This window comes from Saccharicrinis sp. GN24d3, from assembly GCF_052400645.1.
Taxonomy (GTDB): domain Bacteria; phylum Bacteroidota; class Bacteroidia; order Bacteroidales; family Marinilabiliaceae; genus Saccharicrinis.
The window spans coordinates 181,345-205,435 of record NZ_JBQTGI010000001.1 but is presented as its reverse complement, the minus strand read 5'-3'; the positions used below and the strand labels follow the sequence as shown (position 1 = coordinate 205,435).

Below are 24,091 nucleotides of genomic sequence, written 5' to 3'. Positions count from 1 at the left end.
TATTATTCTTGCTTTATTCCTTATTTCTATGTCAGCAAATTTTAACCACTTTTATTTGCATTAAATGCCCTAACTTTTCAATCTTATCAGCAATATGTCCAACGCCGATGGCACAATGGTGGGCAGGGCCTTGTTTCGACCATTGATTCATAAACGCTTTTGCGCCAATCGAAAAACGGTAACGACTGTTTGTATTTCCAATTTGCAGGATAGGACCTTTAACTGACTCTCCTTCAGCCACCAATAAAAACACTTTGTCTTTCCCTTCAACCACCGAAAGAATGGTAACAGGGCCATGTTTCACGGTCATCTGTATCGATAACCCTTTACCCGGCTTTCCATGATAAATGGGAAGCGGAACTAGTTGCACGTTTCCTTGGGCAATGGCAAAATGAGCTGGGCCATCATGACCCAACATTACAATGTCGTCGTTAAAATCCATGGCATAGAATTCTGAAAATGATCCACCAACGCCAAACAAGTCCATAATTTTCATGGCCTGTGCATTTTTCACTTCGCATTCCCCTGCCACCGGAACATTTTTACCGGTAAGTAAAGTATTTCCAGCAATAACCGAGGTTACAATGTTCTCGTAATCGTTGCCAGCTTCGCCTTCGTAGTAATAAGCCATCGAACCCAGGTTGTGCGCTTCAACCAATTTATCGAGCGCCACCGAAGTACGAGCAGCGCGCTCAATCTCGTCCTGTTCGCAGGCATCAACTACTTCGAAAGTACTTTTGAATTCAGTGATTTTGGCTTCAACCTCGTCATAAGTTGCAGCATCGCGGTGTTTTTTCACCTCACACATTTCAACCAACTCAATGTGGGTACCAAATGCAGCCGCTTGTTTAGTGAGGTCGGTATATACATCCAACATACCACAGTAATAATGCCCCAATACGCCCAAACGATTTGTGCGGATGGCGGCAGCAACATTTGCAGCTTCAATCCACGATTGCATTTCATCCCAAACAGCCTCCTCGCCCAGATAGCCGGTTATAAACTCGTAGCCAATTCCGGCACGATTAAACACATTTGCCAACTCGGGCGCAGAGCATGCCTGACAATGCGCTAACCATTCTCCGGTCATTACGCCACGGTCACCCAGTTTGTTAAATCTTTCGTAATCGATGGCTGCAACCGGTTGTATGTTTAAAATGATAATTGGGCATTTCAACTTTTGTGCTACGGGCAATACCGTTGACGACAAGGCATAGGTCGAAACATATAGAAATACAACATCTACATCGCTAGTCTTTAAGAAATCTCCAGCTAACTGTGCTTTTTCAGGTGAGTCGACCAAGCCTGCATCAACCACCTCGGCACCAAATTCCATCATTTTACCGGCAATTTGATTTTGGTAGCCTTTTAACCGTTCTAATAATCCATCGAATTGATCCCAGTATGTATCCAGACCAATTCCGAACAATCCTATTTTTGACATTTATATTTTATTTTGGATTTGTATTTCTAATTATCAACATTCATGATTCGCACTGGCCCCAGTAATCCGGAAGAAAGCGGTTCTGTATAGTGAAAAGCACTCATCGACAGTTTTGTAGTGAATGTGTACCTACCTGTACGATATTCCTGTCCGCCCAATAATCCGTTATTGAACTTAATGGTTCTCACATTGGCATCGGGTTCTTGTCGGTCGCCCAACAAACGATTCACCCAACGGTTGGCCACCTCTATCTCCAATTCGTTCGTTCCATGTTGTAAAGCCTTTGAAATATCGATACGCCATGGGGCACACCAAACTACGCCCAGGTCTTTCCCATTCAATTTAACACGGGCAATATCGTTGACTACGCCAAGATCGATGTAGCTTACATTATCAGGCACATTATCCATCTCAAAGGTCTGTTTATAGGTCGCAATGCCTGAATAATATTTGATGCCGCGCATATTGTGTGTCGTCCAATCCTGAAGTTTATCGAAAACAATATTTTCAGGACCTCCAAATTTTGAATTGAAGGAAACATCCCAGGCACCTTCTAGCGTTTTAAGCTCAGTAAAAGCAGGGAAATTGCCAGCATTTTTAGTTGAAACTGATGGCTCGGCTTTGCCTGAGAAAGTAATAAAGAAGCTTTCGTGCGGGAAGAATTCCATTGGAATGCTAGTTAAACCGTTTTCAACCGTATAATTGGTCAACTTTCTGGTTTCTCCCGTGGTTCCTATCCATAATTCAGGCTGACCAGTTGCACGGAAAGTACAAACCGTTTTCTGAAAGTCCTTTGTTCTATTGGCAATAAAATAAATATCCTTGTCGGCGGTTTGACGATGTCCAAACCGAATGCTATTGTTATCCGATTTAAAATCTTCTGCAATATTTAATTTTGTTAAGAGTTCAGCAGTACTTTTATAGGTTGGGTAAAGTTCTTCCGAGACCAGATTTCCTCCCCAAAAAACAAAACCTTCTCCAAAACTTATTTCGCTAAATGTGTTGGGAGTTTGAAGTGCGCCCCAAAGTTTTTCGGCCAGGTTTTTCACTTCAATATCGCAAGCCGGATAATTAACCAAACTTGGGGATTTAAGAGGCGGCGCACCAACTACTTTAGCCCCTTTTTCGACCAAGGAGATAATCTTTTTTAACAAGTCAGGCGTCATGGTTTCAAAATTTGGCAAAACCATAAGCTCGTAAGAAGTGGCACCCGGAAAAACAATTTTTCCACTTTCAACCCTTGCCCATTCCATGAGCATTTTGGGTGAACAGCCATCAAATCCGTAGTTTTTTTTATCCGGTATCATATTATTTTCCACCAATGCATCGGCCGGAGGGGTAAAAATCATAGGTGCACCTTCGGGCGTTAAATAAAGAATATCGGCCACTGCCTGCCCTTGTTGCATCATATGCGAACAACGACTGATATAATCGTGGTAGGCACCCACCATTGGCCACCAGGTTTGCCCACGGTCCCAATGCACGCCGTATCGTCCCATGGTCATTCCGGGGCGGTGTTCTTCACCCAGTGGTTTGTGGGCAAAAGTGTGGTAAACAAATCGGTTAATTCCGTGCGCCAATGCCCAGTCGCTTTGGTTTTTCATATTCCCGGGAAAAAGGCTCCATGCTTCCTTTGGTTGTGAGGTAAATACCTCAGCTCCAACCACAGGATGTCCTTTGATGTGTGCTATTGAAGAGGCCTGCAATACTGCATAAATGGTATGAAATCCAAAACCATTGCTCCAAAACTCAGCCATTATTACATCAGCAATGGCACCTAAATCCAAATCGCCTGCCGGGTTCATATCGTAAGGTTCGATGGTTAGTTCTAGCCCATTTTTATGCGCATACTCTTTCCCGTATTCCACATGATATTCTAGCACCAATTCTTTGCATGTTTGGCGTAAGTCCCATAAAAAGCGTTCGGTAAGTTCTACGCTGTTAATGGCGCGTCCGGTATATGCCAAAAAATAAGGTTCGGGATCGTAGCCCCTCCGCTTCTTAAACTCCTCAACAATTCCATCGGTCCAGTTTTGAGCACCGCTTTCCCAACTATCCATGTGAAAACCAGTCCACCCAACACCTTCTTTACGCGGTGTGGTTTTTTTAAGCAGGATATCGGTATAATTTCTCAGGTGATTTCGGAATGCAGAGGTATCCATTTTATTGCTTTCCAAACCAAGTGCAGGTTCAGGTGCAGGACGCGTTCCTGCCCCTGTTACTCTTTTACCCATGCGTATGATGGTCCATTTGCCCTTTGGTGCATCCCATGCAAAATGTCCGTTAGCTTTTAAAAATTGGCTTACGTTTAACATTTGAGAAGAAGCAAGTATTTTCTTTCTTTCTGGCTCATCATAACTAGATAAAGCAGGTAAATATGGCTTTACATTTGGTTTTGAAGAATAGGGATCTCTTTCAAACAGCGCTTTTTCATTAATAGCTTCGATCACCGGAACCGCTGTTTTTGGAATGGCATAAACCGCTACATCTTCATAATATGAATCTTTGGTTTTATGCCAGGTGGTACTGCGTTGTTTCGGTTTGGGAAGTTTTACTTCTATTTGTTTTCCTCCAATCACTTCGGTTTCGCTAAATACCAAATGCTTCATCGATTCATCGGGCTTAACCCACGGACCACCACTGCCACACCAACCGGGACCGGCACCCAACAAAATTTTAATCCCAAGACGTTCAGCCTCTCTCACAGCATGTACATATAAATCCTGCCATTCCTCACTCATAAAGTCGACCGAGCCGCGTGGTACACCAATCCCTACTTCCAAAAAAATAAGGTGGCTTATTCCTGCTTCCTTCATCGACTCCAGGTCATTTGTCATCTCTTTGCGCGACAAATTCCCATCCATAAAATACCAGTACACCCCTGGTTTTGCAGCATCGGGTGGATTGAAAAAAGTTTGTTTTAATGAATTATCCCCTTGATATTGACTACATGCTGAAAAAAGCACAACTGCCAAACAAACACTTAAAACAAATTGCATCGTTATAAAACTATCTTCTTTAGCTTTATTCATGACCATGGTTTTATTTAACTTATTTATTATTTATATAATATCAATAAAAGCACATTTTAACTTAAAAAAGAAGTGTTAGCATTGAACAACCAACATTCTTTTTTTCTTGTTGAGAATATTATTTAGATCACAAACTCCCTTTTTATGAAAACATTAATCTTTGCTTTCTGAATTTACGGATATGAAGTTCATTAAAAATTACACCATTTAATATTGACAATCTGATATTTTTATTATATGAAATGACATGGGTTTGTAGGATAATCACCGGAAGTACTTAATATCATTTGAACACGACATGAAGTGGGATTTCTGTGTCAACAGCTTAGGAAGTGCAAAAATCAATAAGGGTGATTCTAATCTTATCAAAGGTCATCCGGGGAGCTATATGTTTGCGTGGGAAAAAGTGTGCGTGCTAAAAGAACTTCAGTTTGTTCCATTTACCGAAAGTGGAGGTGTTTTTGAGACGAAGAAAACCGATAAAAAGAGAATTTTAAACGAGGATGGTTTTATACTTATTTATGGGGTTTAGCACAGATATAAACCCCACAAAAAGACAGGTTGAGCTGAACGTTAGGTTGGTTTTTACTTCTATCAATTATCTCAATCGAATCAGTTGATTTAATGATTTTAAGCTACCTGATGTAACTCTTCAAAAATTCCAATCATTGACTTCGCCGATCTTGTGATGCTCCTGTACTTAAAATGAATATCTACTTTACTGAAGAATAATTTTCCTGACAGATCTAGCTTGTTCTGTAGTGACTTCCAACAAATACATTCCTGCTCTATATTGCGCTAAACGAATTTCTGTTTCAGTAATAATTTCATAGGTTGAACCATATAATGTTTTCTCTAGTGGATACTTTGATATAGAAAGTATGAAAGAAATAGAAAACAAAAGAATTAGTGATCTAATGGGATCTTTTATTTTGAGGGATTACGGAACGATTCTGCATAAAGACCTTTGGGTACAAAACCGTTCCATAGAATTTTTAGAACGCTCTACTAATGATTCAATCTTACTTCTTTTTCAAGATAATTTAGTAGCATTGCTTTTATATCATATACTGCAGGCTGAATCTCTCCTTTGTTAACATTTGCACCTGTTATCCAGTAATACACCATACCGGCATCAGAGCAGTCCCACTTCCCTTTTTGGAATTTAACAACATCATCCACCTCGGCCATTTTTCCCATCAGCCACACCCACTGCATACGATGATCTGGATGGTCCTTTGCCCAATCCCATTTTTCTTCATCTACTTTTAGCAGGATGTTCTGATCTGGAATACGCACCTCTTCAACGTTAAATTCCAAAATCTCCTCCCACATATAAAACTCGCCCGTTTGGTCATTGGCCGGATGGTGGGTTATCACTTTTACAAATTCGTGTCTCTCCCTTAATGATGCATCCAATGCAAAACCAATTAAATCAGGTTCTCCTGCTTCGACAATCCACAATGGATTGTCGGCACTTGATGCATTAATAGCACTGGCCAAATCCTTGATGGCAAGATCTAAGTTCCGCTTTGCGTCAATAAAGTCGATGTGCTCAAAACCTCCCCAGCGTCTTGCTGTTCCGTCGCAGGTTAATTGCATCATTAAATGGCGCTCTTTCTCCGCTTCTTCCGATATCCTATTACTTCTAACAATATCACAACTGTGGGAATAGTGCACCAATCTATCTTCAAGACCTGCAGCCCTTAACAAGGCTATGGTTACAGCAGTCCCTCCCAGATCATCCGGATCCGGAGAGTTACCATCGGCCACAATGGCAATACGACCGGCAGGTGGGTTAATATCAGTAGCTGAACCTGTTGTTGAAACAGTAAAAAGGACGATTATTAATAGAGCTATTTTATTCATAATGCTTTGTTTTTCTGTAATATCAAATGTTAGTTAGGATCGAAGGTTGAAGGAAAATTCTGGATTTTTTCCCCTTTTCCCACGGGCGCAAACACCAAGCCGGCCCATCGTGCACGACAAAATTCCTTTCCATCTGTACCTACTTTGGCATTTACCGTAAGCTTGTCACCTTTTTTTAATTCAATGTTTTTCCAGAGTGCATTAAAATCTTTACCTTCTTCAAACATGTTTTCGGTCGGCTGTGGTTGGTAGGTACCCACTTCTTTACCATTCACCAATAGTTGAAAGGTCGAACGTCCATCATTCTCTCCAACACCAATAAATACAATATCGTATTTCCCGCTTTCAAAGTTGAATGCAGTGCTGGTAGTGGCTTCTTTATGGGTATTGGGGTTAATGGCCATCCAGTTTTTACCATGGGTATAAAAGTCGGTACCGACTGATGGAAATTTCTGTGCTGCTATGGATTTATTCTCAGGCAATGCCTCCGCTACCAACTGGAAATAATTTTTTCGGATGACGGGTGCAGGTACAGAAGCATATGCAGCGGGGAGCATAGCATTGGCAAGCACCTCAGGGCCTTTACCTTCAGGTTTGTAATACTTATCCTTTGTTAACAGGAACTTATCAAACTCAAAACCATCTTCGCGCATACTAAATTGCACATCATGTACACCTGGCTTTTCAATATCCAGGTAAATGGCATAAGGAATACCACAATGTACTTCTTTCGTCCGTTGCTTGCTACTCCAGGTCCAGCGGTTTCGGCCTATGCACCATTGTAAGCGTTGTCCATGCTCCGGCCATTGTCCATTCAAGCCAACATGTACACCATTGTCTTCGCCTCCTGTGCTCATCGCCCGTGCCCAAACATAATAACGTCCGGGGTTTGTGAATTTAATCTTATAGTGAACTGTAGCCATCATACCAGGAATATCACTAAAGTTTTCACCTCTTACCAGCGGGTCGTCGTGAGTCACGCGGGTATCAGGTAAAATTTCGATATAAGCATTTTTACTAGAACCGTAGACATGCAAGGTATCCTCATCACGGCCTGCTTTTGGCTCTTCGAATTTTGAGGAACGGTACCACTGCCTGATATCCGTACGGCTTTGTTTATAAAAATACTCGGCCTCCACTGCTACCAGACCTGCTTTTTCTTCAAAAACGACATCTTCACTGACAATCGCATTTGTTAAATTTGCTTCTTGCGCCTTAACAAAGAAAGCGGAAAAGCTTAGCATTAACATTAATGCTCGTATAAACTTCATCTTCAAATAATTCATAAACATAAATATTAACTTTTAATTTCATTACTATTCTTCAATCTTCATAAAAACCCAAAACCTACGGCCTCCCAGTTAGAGGGTACAGGAATGGTTGTCCGGGAAACACCACTGCCGCCATGATCGATTTTAAAATCCCGGTTGACAGCAGTGGCAGCATCTTCGCCTGAAAGATATATTTTGCGCTGGGCATGCATCGCCAACGAAAAGGTAGCAATAGGCAAGACAAAGCTTCGATATAATAATCTACTATTCATAAGTACTAATATCCTATATTAAATTTACTCCAGCTCCATATCCACACGTTTCGCTTTTACAGTAGGTTTATTCCAGTTGATGAACATAGAAACGGAACCTTTCACCTGCTGGTTAATCATATGAGGTTGTGCATCTGGCCCAAACTCTGTTGGCTTCTTCCATTTGGAACCAACAGCTGAGATATAATCGAAAAAGAAAAAACCTTCTCTTGTCGGATAAGTCCATTGGGCTTGTTTGGGATCTTTGGCATTGGTCGGGTTGAGTACACCTAAAATCACATCCGATTGATTTTTAAAGCCAAGATTTAGATGATTATCCAAATAAAACACGGCCCAATTCCAAGGTGCAAAACAGCCTTCAAAAGCAGGTGCATTATAGACTTGACCTGGAATATTTACTCGTTTTTCTACCGAATACACATCGAGGACACCTCCTTCTTTACGGTTGCTCCAGATACGCTCAGGGCCTTGACCAAGAAAGCGCTTACGCAAGACATCCTCAGCCCTCACTTCGATACCAATACCGGCGTAGTGGTACTTGCCTTCATCAAGGGTGTAGGCGTAGTCCAAGGCTATTTCTCCGTTGGCTTTCAGCGTCCACTTAAGATAGTCGAAACCTTTGGTATCTTTAGCTTCAATAATCCAATCATTGCCCTCTTGATTCACACTGACATGTGATATTTTGACAGAACTATTGACGAGCGTAGTATCGGCTTCACCAAATGTCAAGAATGGATAGTTGGCCAAACTGGTAAGCTTACCATTATCCAACACCGATAACAAAATCCCACTATTACGATCAAACTTCAAGGTCGTTTTATAGCGTTGGAAAGTAAAGGCATCAACCTTTGACTGCTTGTAGCCGGCGTTAAATGACCCTCTAAAGTCAGGTCGCTTTGAGGTGGTGATAGGCATACGCTTATCATACACCTGGATCCCTTTGGTATCATACACCTGGATGCCAAGCGCATCGTTATTCACATACGATTCGGGTATTTCGAACGAAAGCGTTCCCTTCTCTCCTGCTGCCACATTTGCATCTATTTTTCCGGATGCCACAGTCCTGTGTCCGTTGGGTGTACCATCGGGGTTGGCAAAATTAATCAGTTTCCATTCTATGTGGCATTGGTTCAGGTTGGTAAACGAGAATTTATTGTGCACCTCTAAGGTACCATCGAAGTCAACGCCGATATTTTTATTACCAATCACAACGGGCGACCAAATTTCTCTAACCGCATAAGAGCTACCATCCCATTCGCCATGTGGCCCAATGATACCATCTGCAGCTTTTGCTCCCTGGTTATCGACAATGTAGCCCATATCTGTGCGCATCAATCCTTCATCAAACAGCGCCCAGATGGTTAAACCGCCCCCAACTTCTGAGGCCTCAAACATATCCCAATAGGTTTTCAGGTTGGCACCACCACCACCGTCGTATAGCGCATGTAAAGTTTCGTTGGGCAGATAAATATGATCTTGCTCAAACAAAGCACACTTTACGGTTTCGTAATTAGGATAATAGGTTGTATTCACAATGTCCCATTCAGGAGTATACCCTCTGAAAATATCGCCATTTTTAGGTGCATTTTTTAACGGACGACGTTTCTGAATGTCCCATTGATGAAATACCAGGTCAAGTTCAGGATTATGTGCATTGTGATTACCGTTACTCCATAAGATGATGGACGGATGGTTCACATCCCTCGTCACAATTTCTTTAACGATTTGTGTTCCGATTGGCGTAGCAAGCGGTTTAACCCAACCCGTTGTTTCATCCATACAAAGCAAACCTAAAGAATCACATAAATCAAATAAATAGGTATCCGGTGGATAATGACATGGGCGTACACAGTTCATATTTAAATTCTGCATGATACGGATGTTTTCCTCCATATCAGCTTTAGCAAGTGTACGGCCCGTCTCAGGACTAAAACTGTGCATATTAGCCGCTTTCAATAAAATGCGTTTCCCGTTCAGATAAAAACCATCGTGATCGCGTACCTCAAAGGTTCGAAAACCAAACTTCTGGGTATAAGTATGCAGCACTTTATTCTTATTCTTCAATTGAACTTCGACAGAATACAGTTGAGGAAACTCATGCGACCAAAGGCCAACATCATCAAAACCAGAAACTAACCCTGTTTTCTCACCTTGAATTTTTGCCGAAAATGACTTACCTACTTTATGACCTTTAGCATCATAGACCTGTGCCGAAATCGTATTGGCTTCTTCTACACCATTGGTATACACCCACATTTTGAAATCGCCTGTCATTTGGGCATCAATGGCAACGTTTTCTATAAACTCATCAGGAACCTCATCAATAAATACGGGGCGAAAAATACCACTAAATAGCCAGAAATCGGCATAGCGCTCAGCAGCTGCAAGAGAAGCGTCAGTAGATGTACTGTTCACTTCTACTTCCAATCGGTTTTCGCCATCTTTCAGTGCATCGCTCACTTCATACTTAAATTCAGTAAATCCGCCCTGATGAAAGCCTACTTCTTTATTATTTAAGGTGACTTTGGTATCGGTCATCGCCCCTTGGAAAGTGATAAAGTAACGCTTAGCCTTTTGCTTGGAAAAAGAAAACGAATGACGGTAATAACCTAAAGGAGGTGTTCGTTTCTCCATTTTATCCATCCCGTAGAGGTAGTAACCAAAGCCTTCCGTTTCCCAATTGGATGGCACTGGTATGGTGGTCCAGAAACCGCTATTACGTCCATCACTGATTTTAAATTCCCAGTCGATCGCTGTTGCGGCATCTTGCCCAGATAAAAATACTTTTCGTTGTGCAACGATAGTTGGTATAGAAAGGCTAATAATCATTAGCCATAAAAAAGTCTTACAGTTAGAATCCTTCATTTTTTAATTCTTTAAAGCGTTACACTACTTTTGAAAATAGCAATATCCTTAAAATCATATTCTATTTTTACATTGCTTAAGGCATTGTAAACTTTTGGAGTTAAAAAAGGAATTATATACATGACGCAACAGAACTTATGTTGCAAAACATTTAAATTTTACACAAAACTTGAACTAATAGGTCAAGATAAGTCATCTGTTCCTTATGATTCAACCATTATCCTATACGATATACTTTGGTTTTCTTTCCGTTGACAAATAAAAAAATGAACTTCTGAAGCATACAAATATCTTATCTAATCGTTATTTTGAACAACACAAATAAATCAATTTAAAGTTAGCCCGGATTATCAGATAATTTATGACATTTTAGGAGCTTGTATATAACACATGAACTTACGAACCTCCATGACACAATAATTCATTTGTGGGTTATATATTCAAAAAAATGACAAAAAACTTCATTGCTATTATCCAAATCTTAGGCATTTTTAATGTTGTAAATAAAATAGCATACACATTATTAAAATATTAAACTGATGCATAAAATATTTTTAGCTTTGCTGACTCTTTCATTCATGTCATGTAGCCAACAAAACAATAAAGAAATTCAAAAACCCAATGTCGTTTTTGTTTTAACTGATCAGTGGAGAGCCCAGGACTTAGGTTTTGTTGGCAACGAACAAGTCAAAACTCCGGCCATAGACCAACTAGCAAAAGAGTCAGTGGTATTTACCAATGCCATTTCTAACATACCCGTATGTACTCCGGCCAGAGCATCTTTAATGACTGGAAAATATCCGCTTAGTCATGGCGTTTTTTATAACGACAAACCATTAAAGTCAGAAGAAGTTTGTATTGCGGAAGTATACAAAGAGAATGGTTACCAGACAGCATACATAGGTAAATGGCATATTAACGGTCATGCTCCAGGAGAGAGTCATCGTGATGGACGTTCTAAGCCAGTACCTTCTGATCGTCGTCAAGGTTTTGACTATTGGAAAGTTCATGAGTGTACGCATAATTATAATAACTCGGTTTATTTCGATGAACAAGACACAAAACATAAATGGGACGGTTACGATGCCATTGCGCAAACCAAAGATGGTATCAGGTATATGCAGGCCCATAAAGAAAATCCATTTGTTTTGTTCCTTTCATTTGGCCCTCCGCACGCACCTTACAATTCAGCGCCTATAAAATACAGAGAAATGTACAAGGACATGGATATCTCACTTCGCCCTAATGTACCAGAAGATAAATCAGAAACAGCCAAAGAAGCTATTCGTGGATACTATGCACACATGTCAGCACTTGACTATTGCGTTGCTGAATTGCAAGCAGAGATTAAAAGATTAGGGTTAGATGAAAAAACCATTTTTGTGTTTACTTCCGATCATGGCGATATGCTATATTCTCACGATCAAACAAAAAAGCAAAAACCCTGGGAAGAATCAATCCTTGTCCCCTTTATGTTAAAATACCCTGCAAAATTAAAAGGCGGTGAAAAACTGACAAAAATGTTCTCTTTCCCTGATATTATGCCCACTTTATTAGGCATGTGTAATTTACATATTCCGGAATCTGTTGAAGGTGTCGATTATACCGGACAGCTACTTGGAAAAGAAGAACTGGATATTGATGGTGCGTTTATTACATGTCCGGTACCCTTTCACCAATGGAATTATAAAAAAGGAGGCAAAGAATTCAGAGGAATCAGAACTGAAAAATACACCTATGCCAAAGACCTCAACGGCCCATGGTTACTGTATGATAATTTAAACGATCCTTATCAGTTAGATAATTTAGTTGGAAACATAGAGTATAAAACTTTGCAAGAAGATTTAGATGCTAAATTACAAAAGATGCTAGACAAAAGAGGTGATCAGTTTTTAGATGGAGCGGAGTATATGAAAGACTGGGGTTACCATTGGGACTTTAAAGACTCTATAAAACTATCTGAATAACTATACTTTATGGCGTATCTAAGGGGCGCCGGAACTAAAGCATTGTTGAACCACTTCTAAACAAAGTATAGAAAAGAGAAAGAGGCTACAACCTAAATTGAAAAGAAAAAAGACTTGAAAACCAAGACATAAGTGTGCAAGACATGGATTGGCAAGCTAATAAAAACTGGTGTGGAAGTGTTTATAATATAGATCTGTTTCGCCATAAGAATTATGAAAACACTATGAATAAATTTATAATATTCATTGTTGGGGGCACTATTAACAAGCTCCAAACTTTTCCCACAGTTTTAGCTCCTATAACTTGTTTCGAACTAGTCTCAAGAGCCTACTCCGAACCTGATTCGGAGATTAATATACATACTGATTATAAAGGTTTTGCCAATTTTTAAACAGATGAAAGACAATAGCTACCATAGGTACATGATGATATTTGAGAATGACAAAAAGTGGGGCTTTTATATAAATGACATTGGTGCCAACAAAATTGAAAAAGGATCAGATTATCCAACCAAAGGGCATCCAGGCAGTTATATGTTTTCATGGAAAAAAGGCCGTATACTTAACGAGTATCATTTTGTACTGATTACCAAGGGAGAAGGTGTTTTTGAGAGTAAGGAAACTGGTGTTAAAAAGATATCGGCAGGTGATGGCTTTATTTTATTTCCTGGCGTTTGGCATCGCTACAAACCCTTTAAAAAAACAGGGTGGGACGAACAATGGGTAGGTTTTTCCGGAGATGTGGCTAAAAACCTAATGAACAATGGCTTCTTCAAACCCAACCAACCAATTATTCACAAATGCAACAGGGCATCTGTTCTAAATTATTTCGATACCCTTTTTAAGTTATTCAAAAATGAGCCTTTCGGTTATCAGCGTCTGGCATCAGGCATTTGCATGCAACTGGTTGCAGAAGCATACAATATTCAACAAAGCAATAACAACGATGATTACTTCAACTCAATGGTAGCCTATGCCAAACATTTAATGTATAAAAAAATTGATAAATCGATTGACCTCCAGAAAATAGCCCACGACTTTGGCGTTAGCTACTCAAAGTTTCGTATCGATTTTAAAAAACAAACAGGTAGCTCACCATTGCAATACTATCTACAGCTTAAAATAGAGAAAGCAAAAGAGCTTTTGATACAAACTGACAAAACACAAAAAGAAATCGCTTTTTCTTTGGGTTTCGAGTCCGACTATTATTTTAATCGTTTATTTAAAGATAAGGTAGGAATAACCCCAGTACAATTTAGAAAGAAAAATCGTATTTAAAGTAGTACTTCGTTTTTGAATATTGTGAGTTGAATGGATCTTTGAACAAGGATGATAAAAATGGATTGTACTTATATTATCATACCATCCATTTTTCACATTTAATTATTTAAACCTATATATTTATAATAGCCTCTAAAGATAATTAATGAACAATCATTTTTTGCGTATGATACCCATATTTATGATTATAGATGCGAATAAAATAGGTGCCTGAGTTTAAAAATTTATTTCTATCAATAACACATTGTGAGACTACATTCTTCCGTTGATAAACTAAATTTCCGGCTATGTTATAAACAAAAACATCGGCCTGTGACAATTGTTTTAATTGCACAGTTAAATGCGTACTCATCGGATTAGGATATACAGAGAACATATCTGTAGCTTTTACGTTAGATCCTGCACTTGTTGAGGCTTCAACCATTAGCTTAAAACTGCTTATTCCAAAATTATTGTTTACATCAAGGGCTACAATCTTTATCTCATGCTCTCCAGGAGATAAACCATTTAATTCCTGCGGATTTGGAGAATCTGCATGCCCCCATTCATATGGTGCTGAATTATCTCTTCTTACCTCTTCTCCATCAATGAATAGAATAACCTCTGAGATATTTCCAGCTGAGCTGCTTGCATTTACGGCAACATCTAAGGTATAACCTTTCTCACGAGTTATATCACCTCCTGGTTTTGTCAGATTTACCTGAACCGTGCCATCACTTGATTTCGGATCATCAGCTATCTTCTTAAATTCAAACTCCTTAAAAAAGCAAAGATAATTACTAATAGAAGGATTAATAAACTCTAACCGTATATTTGCCTTCTCCAAATCTTCAAGAATCTCAATATATGAAACGGTAAAATTTTTATAGGTAGTAAATCCACTATTTGCGGTTTCTGAAATAGGTACTGTGGTAATTATCTTATTATTTAACCAAACCCTTACATCTGCACTTTTACCGGCATTTGCTGAGGTGTTCAAAGAAATAGCGTATATCCCTTTTTCAACACTTGACATGGTATAACTTAGCCACTCACCATTTCTAACCGCACTAACACTATAACTGCCAGCACTCATCTCTATCTCAACATCCTCGTTGCCAGCTTTAGTATATCGTGGATTTTGAGCACCACCCAATCCTCGCTCAATGCCTTCGTTAAAATCGTGATAAGCGATACCCTCTTTACCTAAATCGAACTCATAGGCCTTTATAACACCGGGAATAGTAAGATTTGTATTGAAAGGCTGTCGGGCAATTACTTTTAGGTCAATTTCGTTAAAGGAGCGATAACCCAAATCGTCTGTTGCTTCTATTTTTATAGTGTAGCTGCCTTCTGGCAAGTTTAACAAAGCTTCTACGTCCTGATTGTTATTCCATATAAATGGGGCTTCAGTTAAAGTACTAACTTCAACATCGTTGATGTATAATTTAGCGTTTGCTATTGTCCCATTGCTTCTGGGTGAAGTAATACCCGCTTCAATCTCGATTGCTGCAGGCGCATCGTAATAATTATACTCATCAGCTTCATTCTTTTGTGGAGTTATGAAATTAATCTCTGGTGCTCCCTGAATCATAAAGTTGAAACTATTTAAGTAAAACTGAGGCTTTATTATTCCGTTTGGGTGTTTAAATTCCACCCTTAATGTTTGCAATCCTTCCGACAATGGAATATCCTTAATTAGAGCTACCGGTGTTTCTGTAAAACCATTAATCGGAGCCTGTGCCGGATCATTTAACACCGTCGTGAAACGTCCTAGTTCCTGGGTTCCTTTTTTAATAATAATAGTTCCACCAAACTGCTTAGAGCGCTGTACAAACAAGTCAACATCCACATCATACATACCAGTATGAGCCACATCCACCTTATAATCAACCCACTCTTTTCCATACACATGACGAATATATCCATCAGGGTGAGGATCATTCCTTAACTGATAACTCGTTAAATTATCTGCCCAAAAGAAACCAGGTATTGCTGGTGGATCTTTTAGAACCTTAACTCTTATGGATTTATGTGTCTCCACACCTGAAATATCTGTCACAACAGCGCGTAATTCATGATATCCCGTAGTAAGGTCAGTCAATTCTGCCCCACTCCAACTATAGGGCGCAGAGGTATCCTCTCCAACCAAAACATCGTTTATATACAACTTTGCGCTACTAACTGTTGCTTCTGTTACAGTTATACTTACATCTATATTACTATGATTTTCAAAATAATCGCCATGGCAGGGTGTTGAAAAAGATATCTTTGGCTGAATATAACCATCATTTATTTTGCTTTTCTGATCGATGAGCCAATGCGCTACACCAAATGTACTTCCATATCCAAGTGTTTCTGGAAAAACCTGATCATCGGAATAAGTATTAGGAACAAATATGACATGATCGGAACTTAGGTAGCTTGGATCCAGATTTTCTTTTAAATAATAATAGAATTCCTTATATGCAGAGATGAAAATCTCTGGCGTTTCCTGAAATGTAGTTAGAAACACAACCATACGGTCATTATCAACACAATATTTCATGAGTTTGGCTGCATCATCATATTTACCAGGATCTGTTACCTTAAACTCCATCATAATACCTGATGTACGCATGATTTGGCTTCTTATTTCAGCGTGGGTAGAAGTTTCATTATAACTGCGACAGTGTGTTATCAATGGCCAGGTAACATTCTGACCTAATGCATCCGTCCATTCATCTGCATCCATTGCGGGAGCTTCGTTATACAACATAAAAGCCGTAACGTTGGCAAAATTCGGAGTTTTGGTCATGGTTGACATCGTATAAATATCAGTTCCATGATAAACGCCGTGGTTGATGAAATTTTTATTGGTAAACTGGTTAAAAATGGTGGCTACCTGTGAACTGGAAAAGGGAGCAAAACTATCGTGTTGCAAATTAAATCCATCTGCGTTTTCAGCAATAAAGGGATAATTGGCTTTATCTAACATTAACTCGTTTTGTGCACTTGTAGGATACACTCTAAAAGCGTGCATTTCCTTGTGGATTAAAAGGCATCCAAATATTAAAATATAAAGTCGCAGATTTTTCATTTAGTTGGTCTTATATTGATCTTTAAAGGATTTACTGTAATATTTTATCCTATGCTGATATTTGTAAAATACGTCCAATTTAACCCTTATGTTCTCGGCACTGCATTATAAAAAGTATAGACAAAAGCACGCTTATAGTAGAGAGGCATAGGTCAAATTGGATATATCAGAAATTAGCCAGGTTTTATTCGGTATTTATTGTTTATAAAATTGGTTTGTTAATTCCAACGATTAAAAGTATTATTAGACTAGTAGCCCACTTTAACCAATTTCCAAACTTCTGATCCAGCACTTAAAAAACCACCTATGCCAAAGATGACAGTATGATCAGGGTCAAAAGCTACCGGATATCCTCCAACAGGTTGAATATTGATTAAGCGCCCATCTTCTTTTTGTCTATCGCACAATGCCTTCCAACCATTGAGTACTGAAGACTCATATTTTTCTTTATCCAAAATTCCATTGTTAATTCCCCATGCCAAACCATAAACATAAAAAACAGAACCACTTATATCATCCTGAGCAGGATCCTTTTCATCTAATAAGTTGGGTGCCCATGTTCCATTAACCTTTTGAATCTCCAATAGCTTAGCGCTCATCTTTTTATAAATAGATTCAAAATAATTACGCTCGGGATGATCTTTGGGCAAGAATTGAAGAACTTCTACTAATGCTGCAATTACCCACCCATCTCCTCTAGCCCAAAAAACTTTATTACCGTTTAATGAAACTTTTGTTATATCGCGCCTATCATGAAAATATAGGCTTTCTTCTTCACACCAATACCAATCGTGCGCCTGTTTCCACTCTTGCACCATATAGTCTATATATTTTTCCTGACCCGTAACGGCACCTAAACCAGCCCATACTGGAGCTGCCATATAAAGTGCATCGCACCAATTCCAACGTTCCCGATTATATCGCAACCTCACTTTGCCATCTTCACCTACAATTGTTTTCTCGGGTGGATTAGCCAATATCCAATCAAATTCCTTCTGAATTTGTGAAATCATATTTTTATCGTTAAAATTCTGATACATCTTAACGTACGACAAGCCTACTGCATGATCATCGGCATGATAACGGCGATTTCCAATATTCCAATGATGTTTTGCTCCTGTATTTTTTACAGCATCCAGGTATTTTTCATCACCTGTAATTTCATACAGATCAGACAATCCCATATAAAACGGTGCACAATGCCATTCTAAAACTCCAAAACGGGTTGGATTTTCTAATTGCCAATCCGCAGCCTTTATCATACGGTTTTCTATTTCTGTCGTATCAAAAACACCGGCATAAAGGCTGCTAAATCCTAATAACATCCATCCAATAAAGTATATATAAATTCTATTCATGGTGTTTTCTTTAATCTACTTAAAGTTTTAATTGATTTGCCAGATATGTATTCCAGCTGTTAGATGTTTTTATTATGCCAGCTTTTTCCCATCCATAACCAGCTATATAATCTATTTTCCCATATTTGTCCGTAGAAGTGATAAACAGAGCATGCCCATCATCTTTTTGATCAGTATCAATAAGTTTGTATTGTTTTATTCTGGATGGCTTTATCAAAACACCTGTTCCCAGGCCAAAACCATCGATATCTTCCCAACAGGACATCCATCCTTTAGATAAATCTTTTGAAGCACTAGCTTTTCCATCATGCGTAGTTACACCAATTGCAATAGGAAGATTGGTTGCTATCTTTTCGTTTTTCCAGAATGTAGACTCCAACCTAAAAAAAAGTTCGCCTAACCTTATCGTTATCTGTTTTTCTTCTTTATAATTATCACCGTCGTATTTCCACTCGTAGGTCAATACAAAAACAGTTTCTGTTATATCACTTTTAATTACCTTCCATTCTGTATAAGTATCCGAGGTTATCAGACTGTCGTTGATCCATAAGCCTAAACCGCCGCATCCTCTGGATGAACCTACATGATAAGGGTCGTAGCCTTCTCCATGATCGCGGTGGTATGACTTTTTATTTACATTTCCTAAATACCACTTGTCAATAATCGGATAGTCCACGCGCTTAAGCCAACAATCGATCCCGCTATCTTCGGGCCTGTTGCGCATAGCCGGTCCATAAACCCGAAAAGCGACTTTATCATTTTCCCATGCAAAATCATCAGCCCGTTCGGGCACAAAACGTGCATATGTTTTAACCTGAACCTGCTCTTGAGGTTTCCAGGATACTAGTATGGCAAACGTAATGAACCCCAGCAAACCAATATACAACACTAATATAACAGGTACTACCCGGTTAATACAACTTTGTTTAACTCTGAAGCTCCAATTCATTTCTTTCACTTGATATTAAAAAATTACAAACTACTTTTATGTGAATGTTTAATGCCTAATTAATAGGCCAATCCCGAATTAAGTACCCATCCTTTGTTACTAATTTGACATTACGGATTTGCATGATACCTTTAGATGAAGAAGGCTGAATTCTCAATACTTTTAAAGTCTTACCTAAATTCATATCCATAGAATAATGATGCCATTCGTCATCATGTATAGCATTAATCGAAGTTGAATTACTTTCCTTGTATACCTTATCTCCTGCACATTTCCATGTCAATTTCCCATCTCCATTACTTGTAGATTTCATTTCAAATTCAATTTTAAAAGTTTCATTTGAAATGTTTGGGGTGTAATAAGTTTCAATACATGGTAATGGTCCTGAAGAAACCACCTGTAAACTATTTCCCAAAACACTTATTTTAGCATCTGCAGAACCTATCCATGCATCTGCAGTATTGCCAGCATATTTTTTATTCTTCTGTGCCAACAAAATTCCAGTCTCCTTCGCATGGGCATCTAGCATTTTTTCCATTAACTGTACTTTCTCTGGCATTTGCGAGGCTAAATTATTTGTCTCACTAATATCAATATCTAAGTTATACAACTCGTAGCGATGTTCCTGGTTTGGGCCATCATAATAAAACTTGTAAAAACGCCAGGGGCCTTGTCGCATTGAAATATTAGCACGATTACCTGTAGCTATTACATTATGGCAAAAAGTAGAGTAAATTGGTGCTCGTTCATAATCTTTACCTTTTAACGCTTTTACATAACTAACACCATCGGTTACAACTTCTTCAGGAAATGGGATATTTAACAACTCCAATAAAGATGCATAATGATCGACCGTTGAAGTAACGACTTGTGACTTTTGGCCTGCTTTAGTCACACCCGGAACCCGAACAATCAAAGGAACGCGTACCCCTCCTTCGTAGTTATTACCCTTACCTGCGCGCAATGGATAGTTGTTTGTAGGGTTGGTTCCGTCAGGGCCATCATACATATTCCCCCCATTATCAGAAGTAAAAATAACGATGGTTTCATCTTCCAATTTTAGATCTTTTATTGACTTCAATATTCTGCCAATATTTATATCCATAGTTTCAATCATAGCTCCCATAGTAGGACAACGTTGAATATGATTCGGGTTTAGTTTGGCCTTATATTTTTTTATAAGTTCCTCTTTTGCCTGATAAGGGGCATGAACATCATAATACCATAAGCATAAAAGAAATGGATTCTCTTTATTGGATGTCATAAATTTAACAGCCTCATCCGTTAATACATCCGACACATGCGTTCCGTCAGGCACAACAGGAAGCGTTTCACAATCCCAGGGAGCAAAAAACCTGCCTGGCCCCGGAGGGCCTGGATGCTCCCGACCTCCCACAACAAGGTCGAATCCTTGATTTTCCGGCAAATAAGGTTTTCGTCCTAAATGCCATTTTCCCATAAAGGCAGTGGAGTAACCCTTATCCTTTAAAACTTCGGCAAATGTCAGGTACTCTTCATTCGGAAGACGCGTGCGTGTTTGAGGGATGGCCGTTTTATAATGTGGTGCAGCATTAAACTGTTCCTTCGGATCAAGAACTACCTTTAGTTGGTGACAAGCAGGCACTGTAAGACGCAAACGACCCGGCTCTTGCCCGGTTAATATACTGGCTCGGGTTGGAGAACAAAGTGGGCTGGCTGTATATGCATTGGTAAATGACATTCCAGTTTTAGCAAAAGCATCTATGTTGGGCGTTTCATAAAAATCGGATCCATAACAAGCTAAATCCTTCCAACCCAAATCATCAGCAAGTATAAATACTACATTCTGTTTTTTTGATTTTGTTTTAGCTGTTGCGTTTACACAAGCAACAACAATTATTACGGCTATTAATAATAAATTTAATTTTCTAAATATCATATTCTATTATTCTTAATGTTCCGACATTTTAATTAAATAACTTCCCGAGCCCATCTCACCAAGCGAAGTAAAATCTGAAGAGTAATCATTTATTTGTACCGCTTCGCCATTTATACTTACATCTACTTTTTCCTGATAATTAGGTACAAATATTTCTCCTGTTGAATTGTCCGGTATTTGTATTTCCCACGAAAAATTCCCGCTATTTCTTGACCAGACACTTTTGATTATTCCAAAAGCAGATTTATACGATGCCTCAGCATTTTTTAAATATTTTGTTAAGTATGGTTTAAACACAATTTTCTTAAAGCCGGGTTTCTCCTGTGATGGATTAATCCCTCCAATACCATTATAAAACCAGGCATCATAACCTGCTTGCATTGGATGGCTGTGCGATCGATAAAACAATTCCTCAGAATCCAATGACCGAATTGGCAAAACCTCCCAAAGTGTTGTTGCATCAAAATTATCCCACATAAAAGCAAAACTATTTTCTCCTTTTTTATGAATTAGACGATATACTTCATCCTCAAAACCATTTTCTGCTAATACCTGAAATAATCTTGAAAATCCAAATATTCCCGTTTTTATAAAACCATTATTTTCAGCATTTAAACTTCTCACAATGGAAGCAGCAACTTTTTGCTTGCTATTTTCAGGCACAATACCAATACTTAAAGCCATAACATTGGCAGTTTGGCTGCCATAAGTATAGTTGGTTGTATCGAGAAATTGCTTGTTGAAACTTTCAACTGAGCTTTTGTGCAATTGCTTATAATGCTCATAATCTTTAGTTACACCTAATATTTTAGCCGTTTGAGCCATAATATTTAAATCGAGAATATGATAAGCCGTCGAACTTATAGGAACCGGACAATCTATATTTTGATTTCCTCCCGGTGGACACCAATCTCCCAAACCATGCGTTATTATTCCGTTTTCATTTTTTGCATTCACATAATCCACCCAAACTTTCATATCCGGATAAAAATTATTCAAAATAACCATGTCGCCATAGTACATATACATAGCCCACGGTAACTGTGTCATGGCTGTTCCCCAATCTGGTGATGCTGTTCCACTGGTGCGTTTCCCAGGGACAATCATTGTAGGCACACCAACAGGTTTATTCATCATACTGCGATCGTGAAAGCTGGTTCCAAAGTACAATTCATTATTTGTTCGCCGAGCAGAAGAACGCATATCAAAAATGTACTTGCTAATAAACTTCTGACAATCGTAATTATAGGCAAGGGCATTAATCAAAGCATGCGCATCACCAGTCCACCCGCATTTTTCACGATGCGGACAATCGGTTGGTATACCATGTATGTTACTTTTTAAAGTCCATGTAGCCAGGTTGTGAAGTTTATTTATATTCATCTCTGAACAATTAAACTGTCCGCTTACCGGCAGGGAGGAGTATACCACAATTCCTTTTAATAAATCTTTTGATGGTTTCGTAGTTAATCCTTCAACTTCTACAAACCGAAATCCGAAATAAGTGAATTTGGGTTCCCACACTTCATTCCCCTGGCCATTACAGATATATTTTTGCGTCTGGATAACTTTTGTTGCGCGTATTCCGGTAGAGCGTGGATCTATTTCGCCATTTTCGTCCAACTCTTCTACACATCGCATAGTTATCTCTTGCCCTTTTTTTCCTTCGATATCTAATTTTACCCAACCGGCAAAATTCTGTCCAAAATCGAAAATATACTTCCCATCGTTTTTGGCTATAACCCCCTTCGCTTGAATACTATCCATTCTTTGTATAGTTTCTGCAAACTGTTCATACAATTTAGTTGGATGTATTTCAGACAAAGAAGCTTTCTTCCAGGCATCATCACTACTTTCGGTAGCAAACCAATCATTTACTTCTGAATTCGCGTCATAGGTTTCACCTGCATAAATATTCGAAAAAATAATAGGCCCATTTTTCCATGTCCAGCTTTCATCACTACCTATTATTATTTTAACTCCATTTTTATAATGAATAACTACTTGAGCTACAAAAACAGGCTGCCCATACCTCATTCCTTTGCCCCAAACAACATTTTGGTTATACCAACCATTACCTAACATAACGCCTAGCACGTCATACTTTTTATGTACATCTATATCTAAATCGTACACCGTGTAATAGGTATAATCTTCATAATTGGTTTGCCCGGGATCAAGAACATTCTCACCAACCTTATTTCCGTTCAAAAACGCCTCATAAAAGCCCGGTGCAGCTATATATAACTTAACACAGTTAACTTCCTTCTTATTAGGAATTTCTATTATTCGTTTAAAAACAGGTAAAGTATCTCCTATATTATAATCATATGTTATCCATTTGGCGTTCCAATCTTTAGGATACTCTATTGGGATACAAAATTGTTGCGATTTACTCCATGCACACTCATTGCCTTTATTATCCCAAACTTTCATTTTGGCATAAAACAAACTACCATTATCCAGTTTCGGTCCATTATACTTTAGGCGTGAATTATTTCTAGTTTCTATTTTCCCTGAATCCCATACATTACCAACATTCCTTTCAATGTCATCCCTGTTGTTGGCAATAATTACCTGAACTGAAGACTCCATAAAATCGCTTACATTACTTTTTGTTTGCCATGAAAAAACTGGATGGTTATCTATATTTGTAATAAACTGTGTTTGGATAGATGTGATTTCAAATTGACTTTCCTCTCCTTTGCACCCTTGAAAAAACACGCTTATACCTAACAAGAGACAGACAAAGAAAATATTCTTAACAAGGTGCACTTTTATATGGTTAATCATCATTTTTTATTAAT

Annotated in this window: 14 protein-coding genes; 3 read left to right on the top strand and 11 right to left on the bottom strand. The window is 38.7% G+C overall.

Annotated elements, in window-relative coordinates:
• Positions 1–31 precede the first annotated feature (31 nt).
• Complete coding sequence (locus ACT29I_RS00715; RefSeq protein WP_430932586.1) at positions 32–1,444, bottom strand: hypothetical protein; 1,413 nt, start codon at positions 1,442–1,444, stop codon at positions 32–34.
• A gap of 26 nt (positions 1,445–1,470) precedes the next feature.
• Positions 1,471–4,476, bottom strand: coding sequence for a glycosyl hydrolase (locus ACT29I_RS00710; protein WP_430932585.1), 3,006 nt, complete (start codon positions 4,474–4,476; stop codon positions 1,471–1,473).
• A gap of 298 nt (positions 4,477–4,774) precedes the next feature.
• Between ACT29I_RS00710 and ACT29I_RS00705 the strand changes: the two genes are divergently transcribed.
• Positions 4,775–5,008, top strand: a complete 234-nt coding sequence (locus tag ACT29I_RS00705) for a hypothetical protein (protein ID WP_430932584.1) — start codon at positions 4,775–4,777, stop codon at positions 5,006–5,008.
• Between the two features lie 476 nt (positions 5,009–5,484).
• Here ACT29I_RS00705 and ACT29I_RS00700 read toward each other — a convergent pair whose 3' ends face one another.
• From ACT29I_RS00700 to ACT29I_RS00685, 4 genes are read right to left on the bottom strand one after another with little or no spacing between them, the layout of a single operon-like run.
• The gene (locus tag ACT29I_RS00700) at positions 5,485–6,345 is read right to left on the bottom strand and encodes a hypothetical protein (RefSeq protein ID WP_430932583.1); all 861 of its coding nucleotides are present in this window, start codon (positions 6,343–6,345) and stop codon (positions 5,485–5,487) included.
• 29 nt (positions 6,346–6,374) lie between these two features.
• Positions 6,375–7,616, bottom strand: a complete 1,242-nt coding sequence (locus tag ACT29I_RS00695; protein WP_444792477.1) for a hypothetical protein — start codon at positions 7,614–7,616, stop codon at positions 6,375–6,377.
• Positions 7,617–7,675: 59 nt separating this feature from the next.
• Positions 7,676–7,888 (bottom strand): hypothetical protein, encoded by a 213-nt coding sequence (locus tag ACT29I_RS00690; protein ID WP_444792476.1) that lies wholly within the window; start codon positions 7,886–7,888, stop codon positions 7,676–7,678.
• A 24-nt stretch (positions 7,889–7,912) separates the two neighbouring features.
• The gene (locus ACT29I_RS00685; RefSeq protein WP_444792475.1) at positions 7,913–10,753 is read right to left on the bottom strand and encodes a glycoside hydrolase family 2 TIM barrel-domain containing protein; all 2,841 of its coding nucleotides are present in this window, start codon (positions 10,751–10,753) and stop codon (positions 7,913–7,915) included.
• A 539-nt stretch (positions 10,754–11,292) separates the two neighbouring features.
• On the opposite strand from ACT29I_RS00685, the gene ACT29I_RS00680 reads away from it, so the two are divergent.
• On the top strand, positions 11,293–12,720 hold the full coding sequence (locus tag ACT29I_RS00680; protein ID WP_430932579.1) for a sulfatase family protein: 1,428 nt from the start codon (positions 11,293–11,295) through the stop codon (positions 12,718–12,720).
• A gap of 396 nt (positions 12,721–13,116) precedes the next feature.
• Positions 13,117–13,998 (top strand): AraC family transcriptional regulator, encoded by an 882-nt coding sequence (locus tag ACT29I_RS00675; protein WP_430932578.1) that lies wholly within the window; start codon positions 13,117–13,119, stop codon positions 13,996–13,998.
• A gap of 145 nt (positions 13,999–14,143) precedes the next feature.
• Here the strand turns inward: ACT29I_RS00675 and ACT29I_RS00670 are convergent, their stop codons facing one another.
• From ACT29I_RS00670 to ACT29I_RS00650, 5 genes are all read right to left on the bottom strand, one after another.
• Complete coding sequence (locus tag ACT29I_RS00670; protein WP_444792474.1) at positions 14,144–17,059, bottom strand: Ig-like domain-containing protein; 2,916 nt, start codon at positions 17,057–17,059, stop codon at positions 14,144–14,146.
• 248 nt (positions 17,060–17,307) lie between these two features.
• Positions 17,308–18,417 (bottom strand): glycoside hydrolase family 88/105 protein, encoded by a 1,110-nt coding sequence (locus ACT29I_RS00665; protein WP_430932576.1) that lies wholly within the window; start codon positions 18,415–18,417, stop codon positions 17,308–17,310.
• A gap of 19 nt (positions 18,418–18,436) precedes the next feature.
• Positions 18,437–19,366, bottom strand: a complete 930-nt coding sequence (locus ACT29I_RS00660) for a DUF4861 family protein (RefSeq protein ID WP_430932575.1) — start codon at positions 19,364–19,366, stop codon at positions 18,437–18,439.
• Positions 19,367–19,421: 55 nt separating this feature from the next.
• A complete protein-coding gene (locus ACT29I_RS00655; RefSeq protein ID WP_430932574.1) occupies positions 19,422–21,284 on the bottom strand; it encodes a sulfatase in 1,863 nt (620 codons plus the stop codon).
• A gap of 12 nt (positions 21,285–21,296) precedes the next feature.
• Positions 21,297–24,080 (bottom strand): family 78 glycoside hydrolase catalytic domain, encoded by a 2,784-nt coding sequence (locus ACT29I_RS00650; RefSeq protein ID WP_444792473.1) that lies wholly within the window; start codon positions 24,078–24,080, stop codon positions 21,297–21,299.
• Positions 24,081–24,091 lie beyond the last annotated feature (11 nt).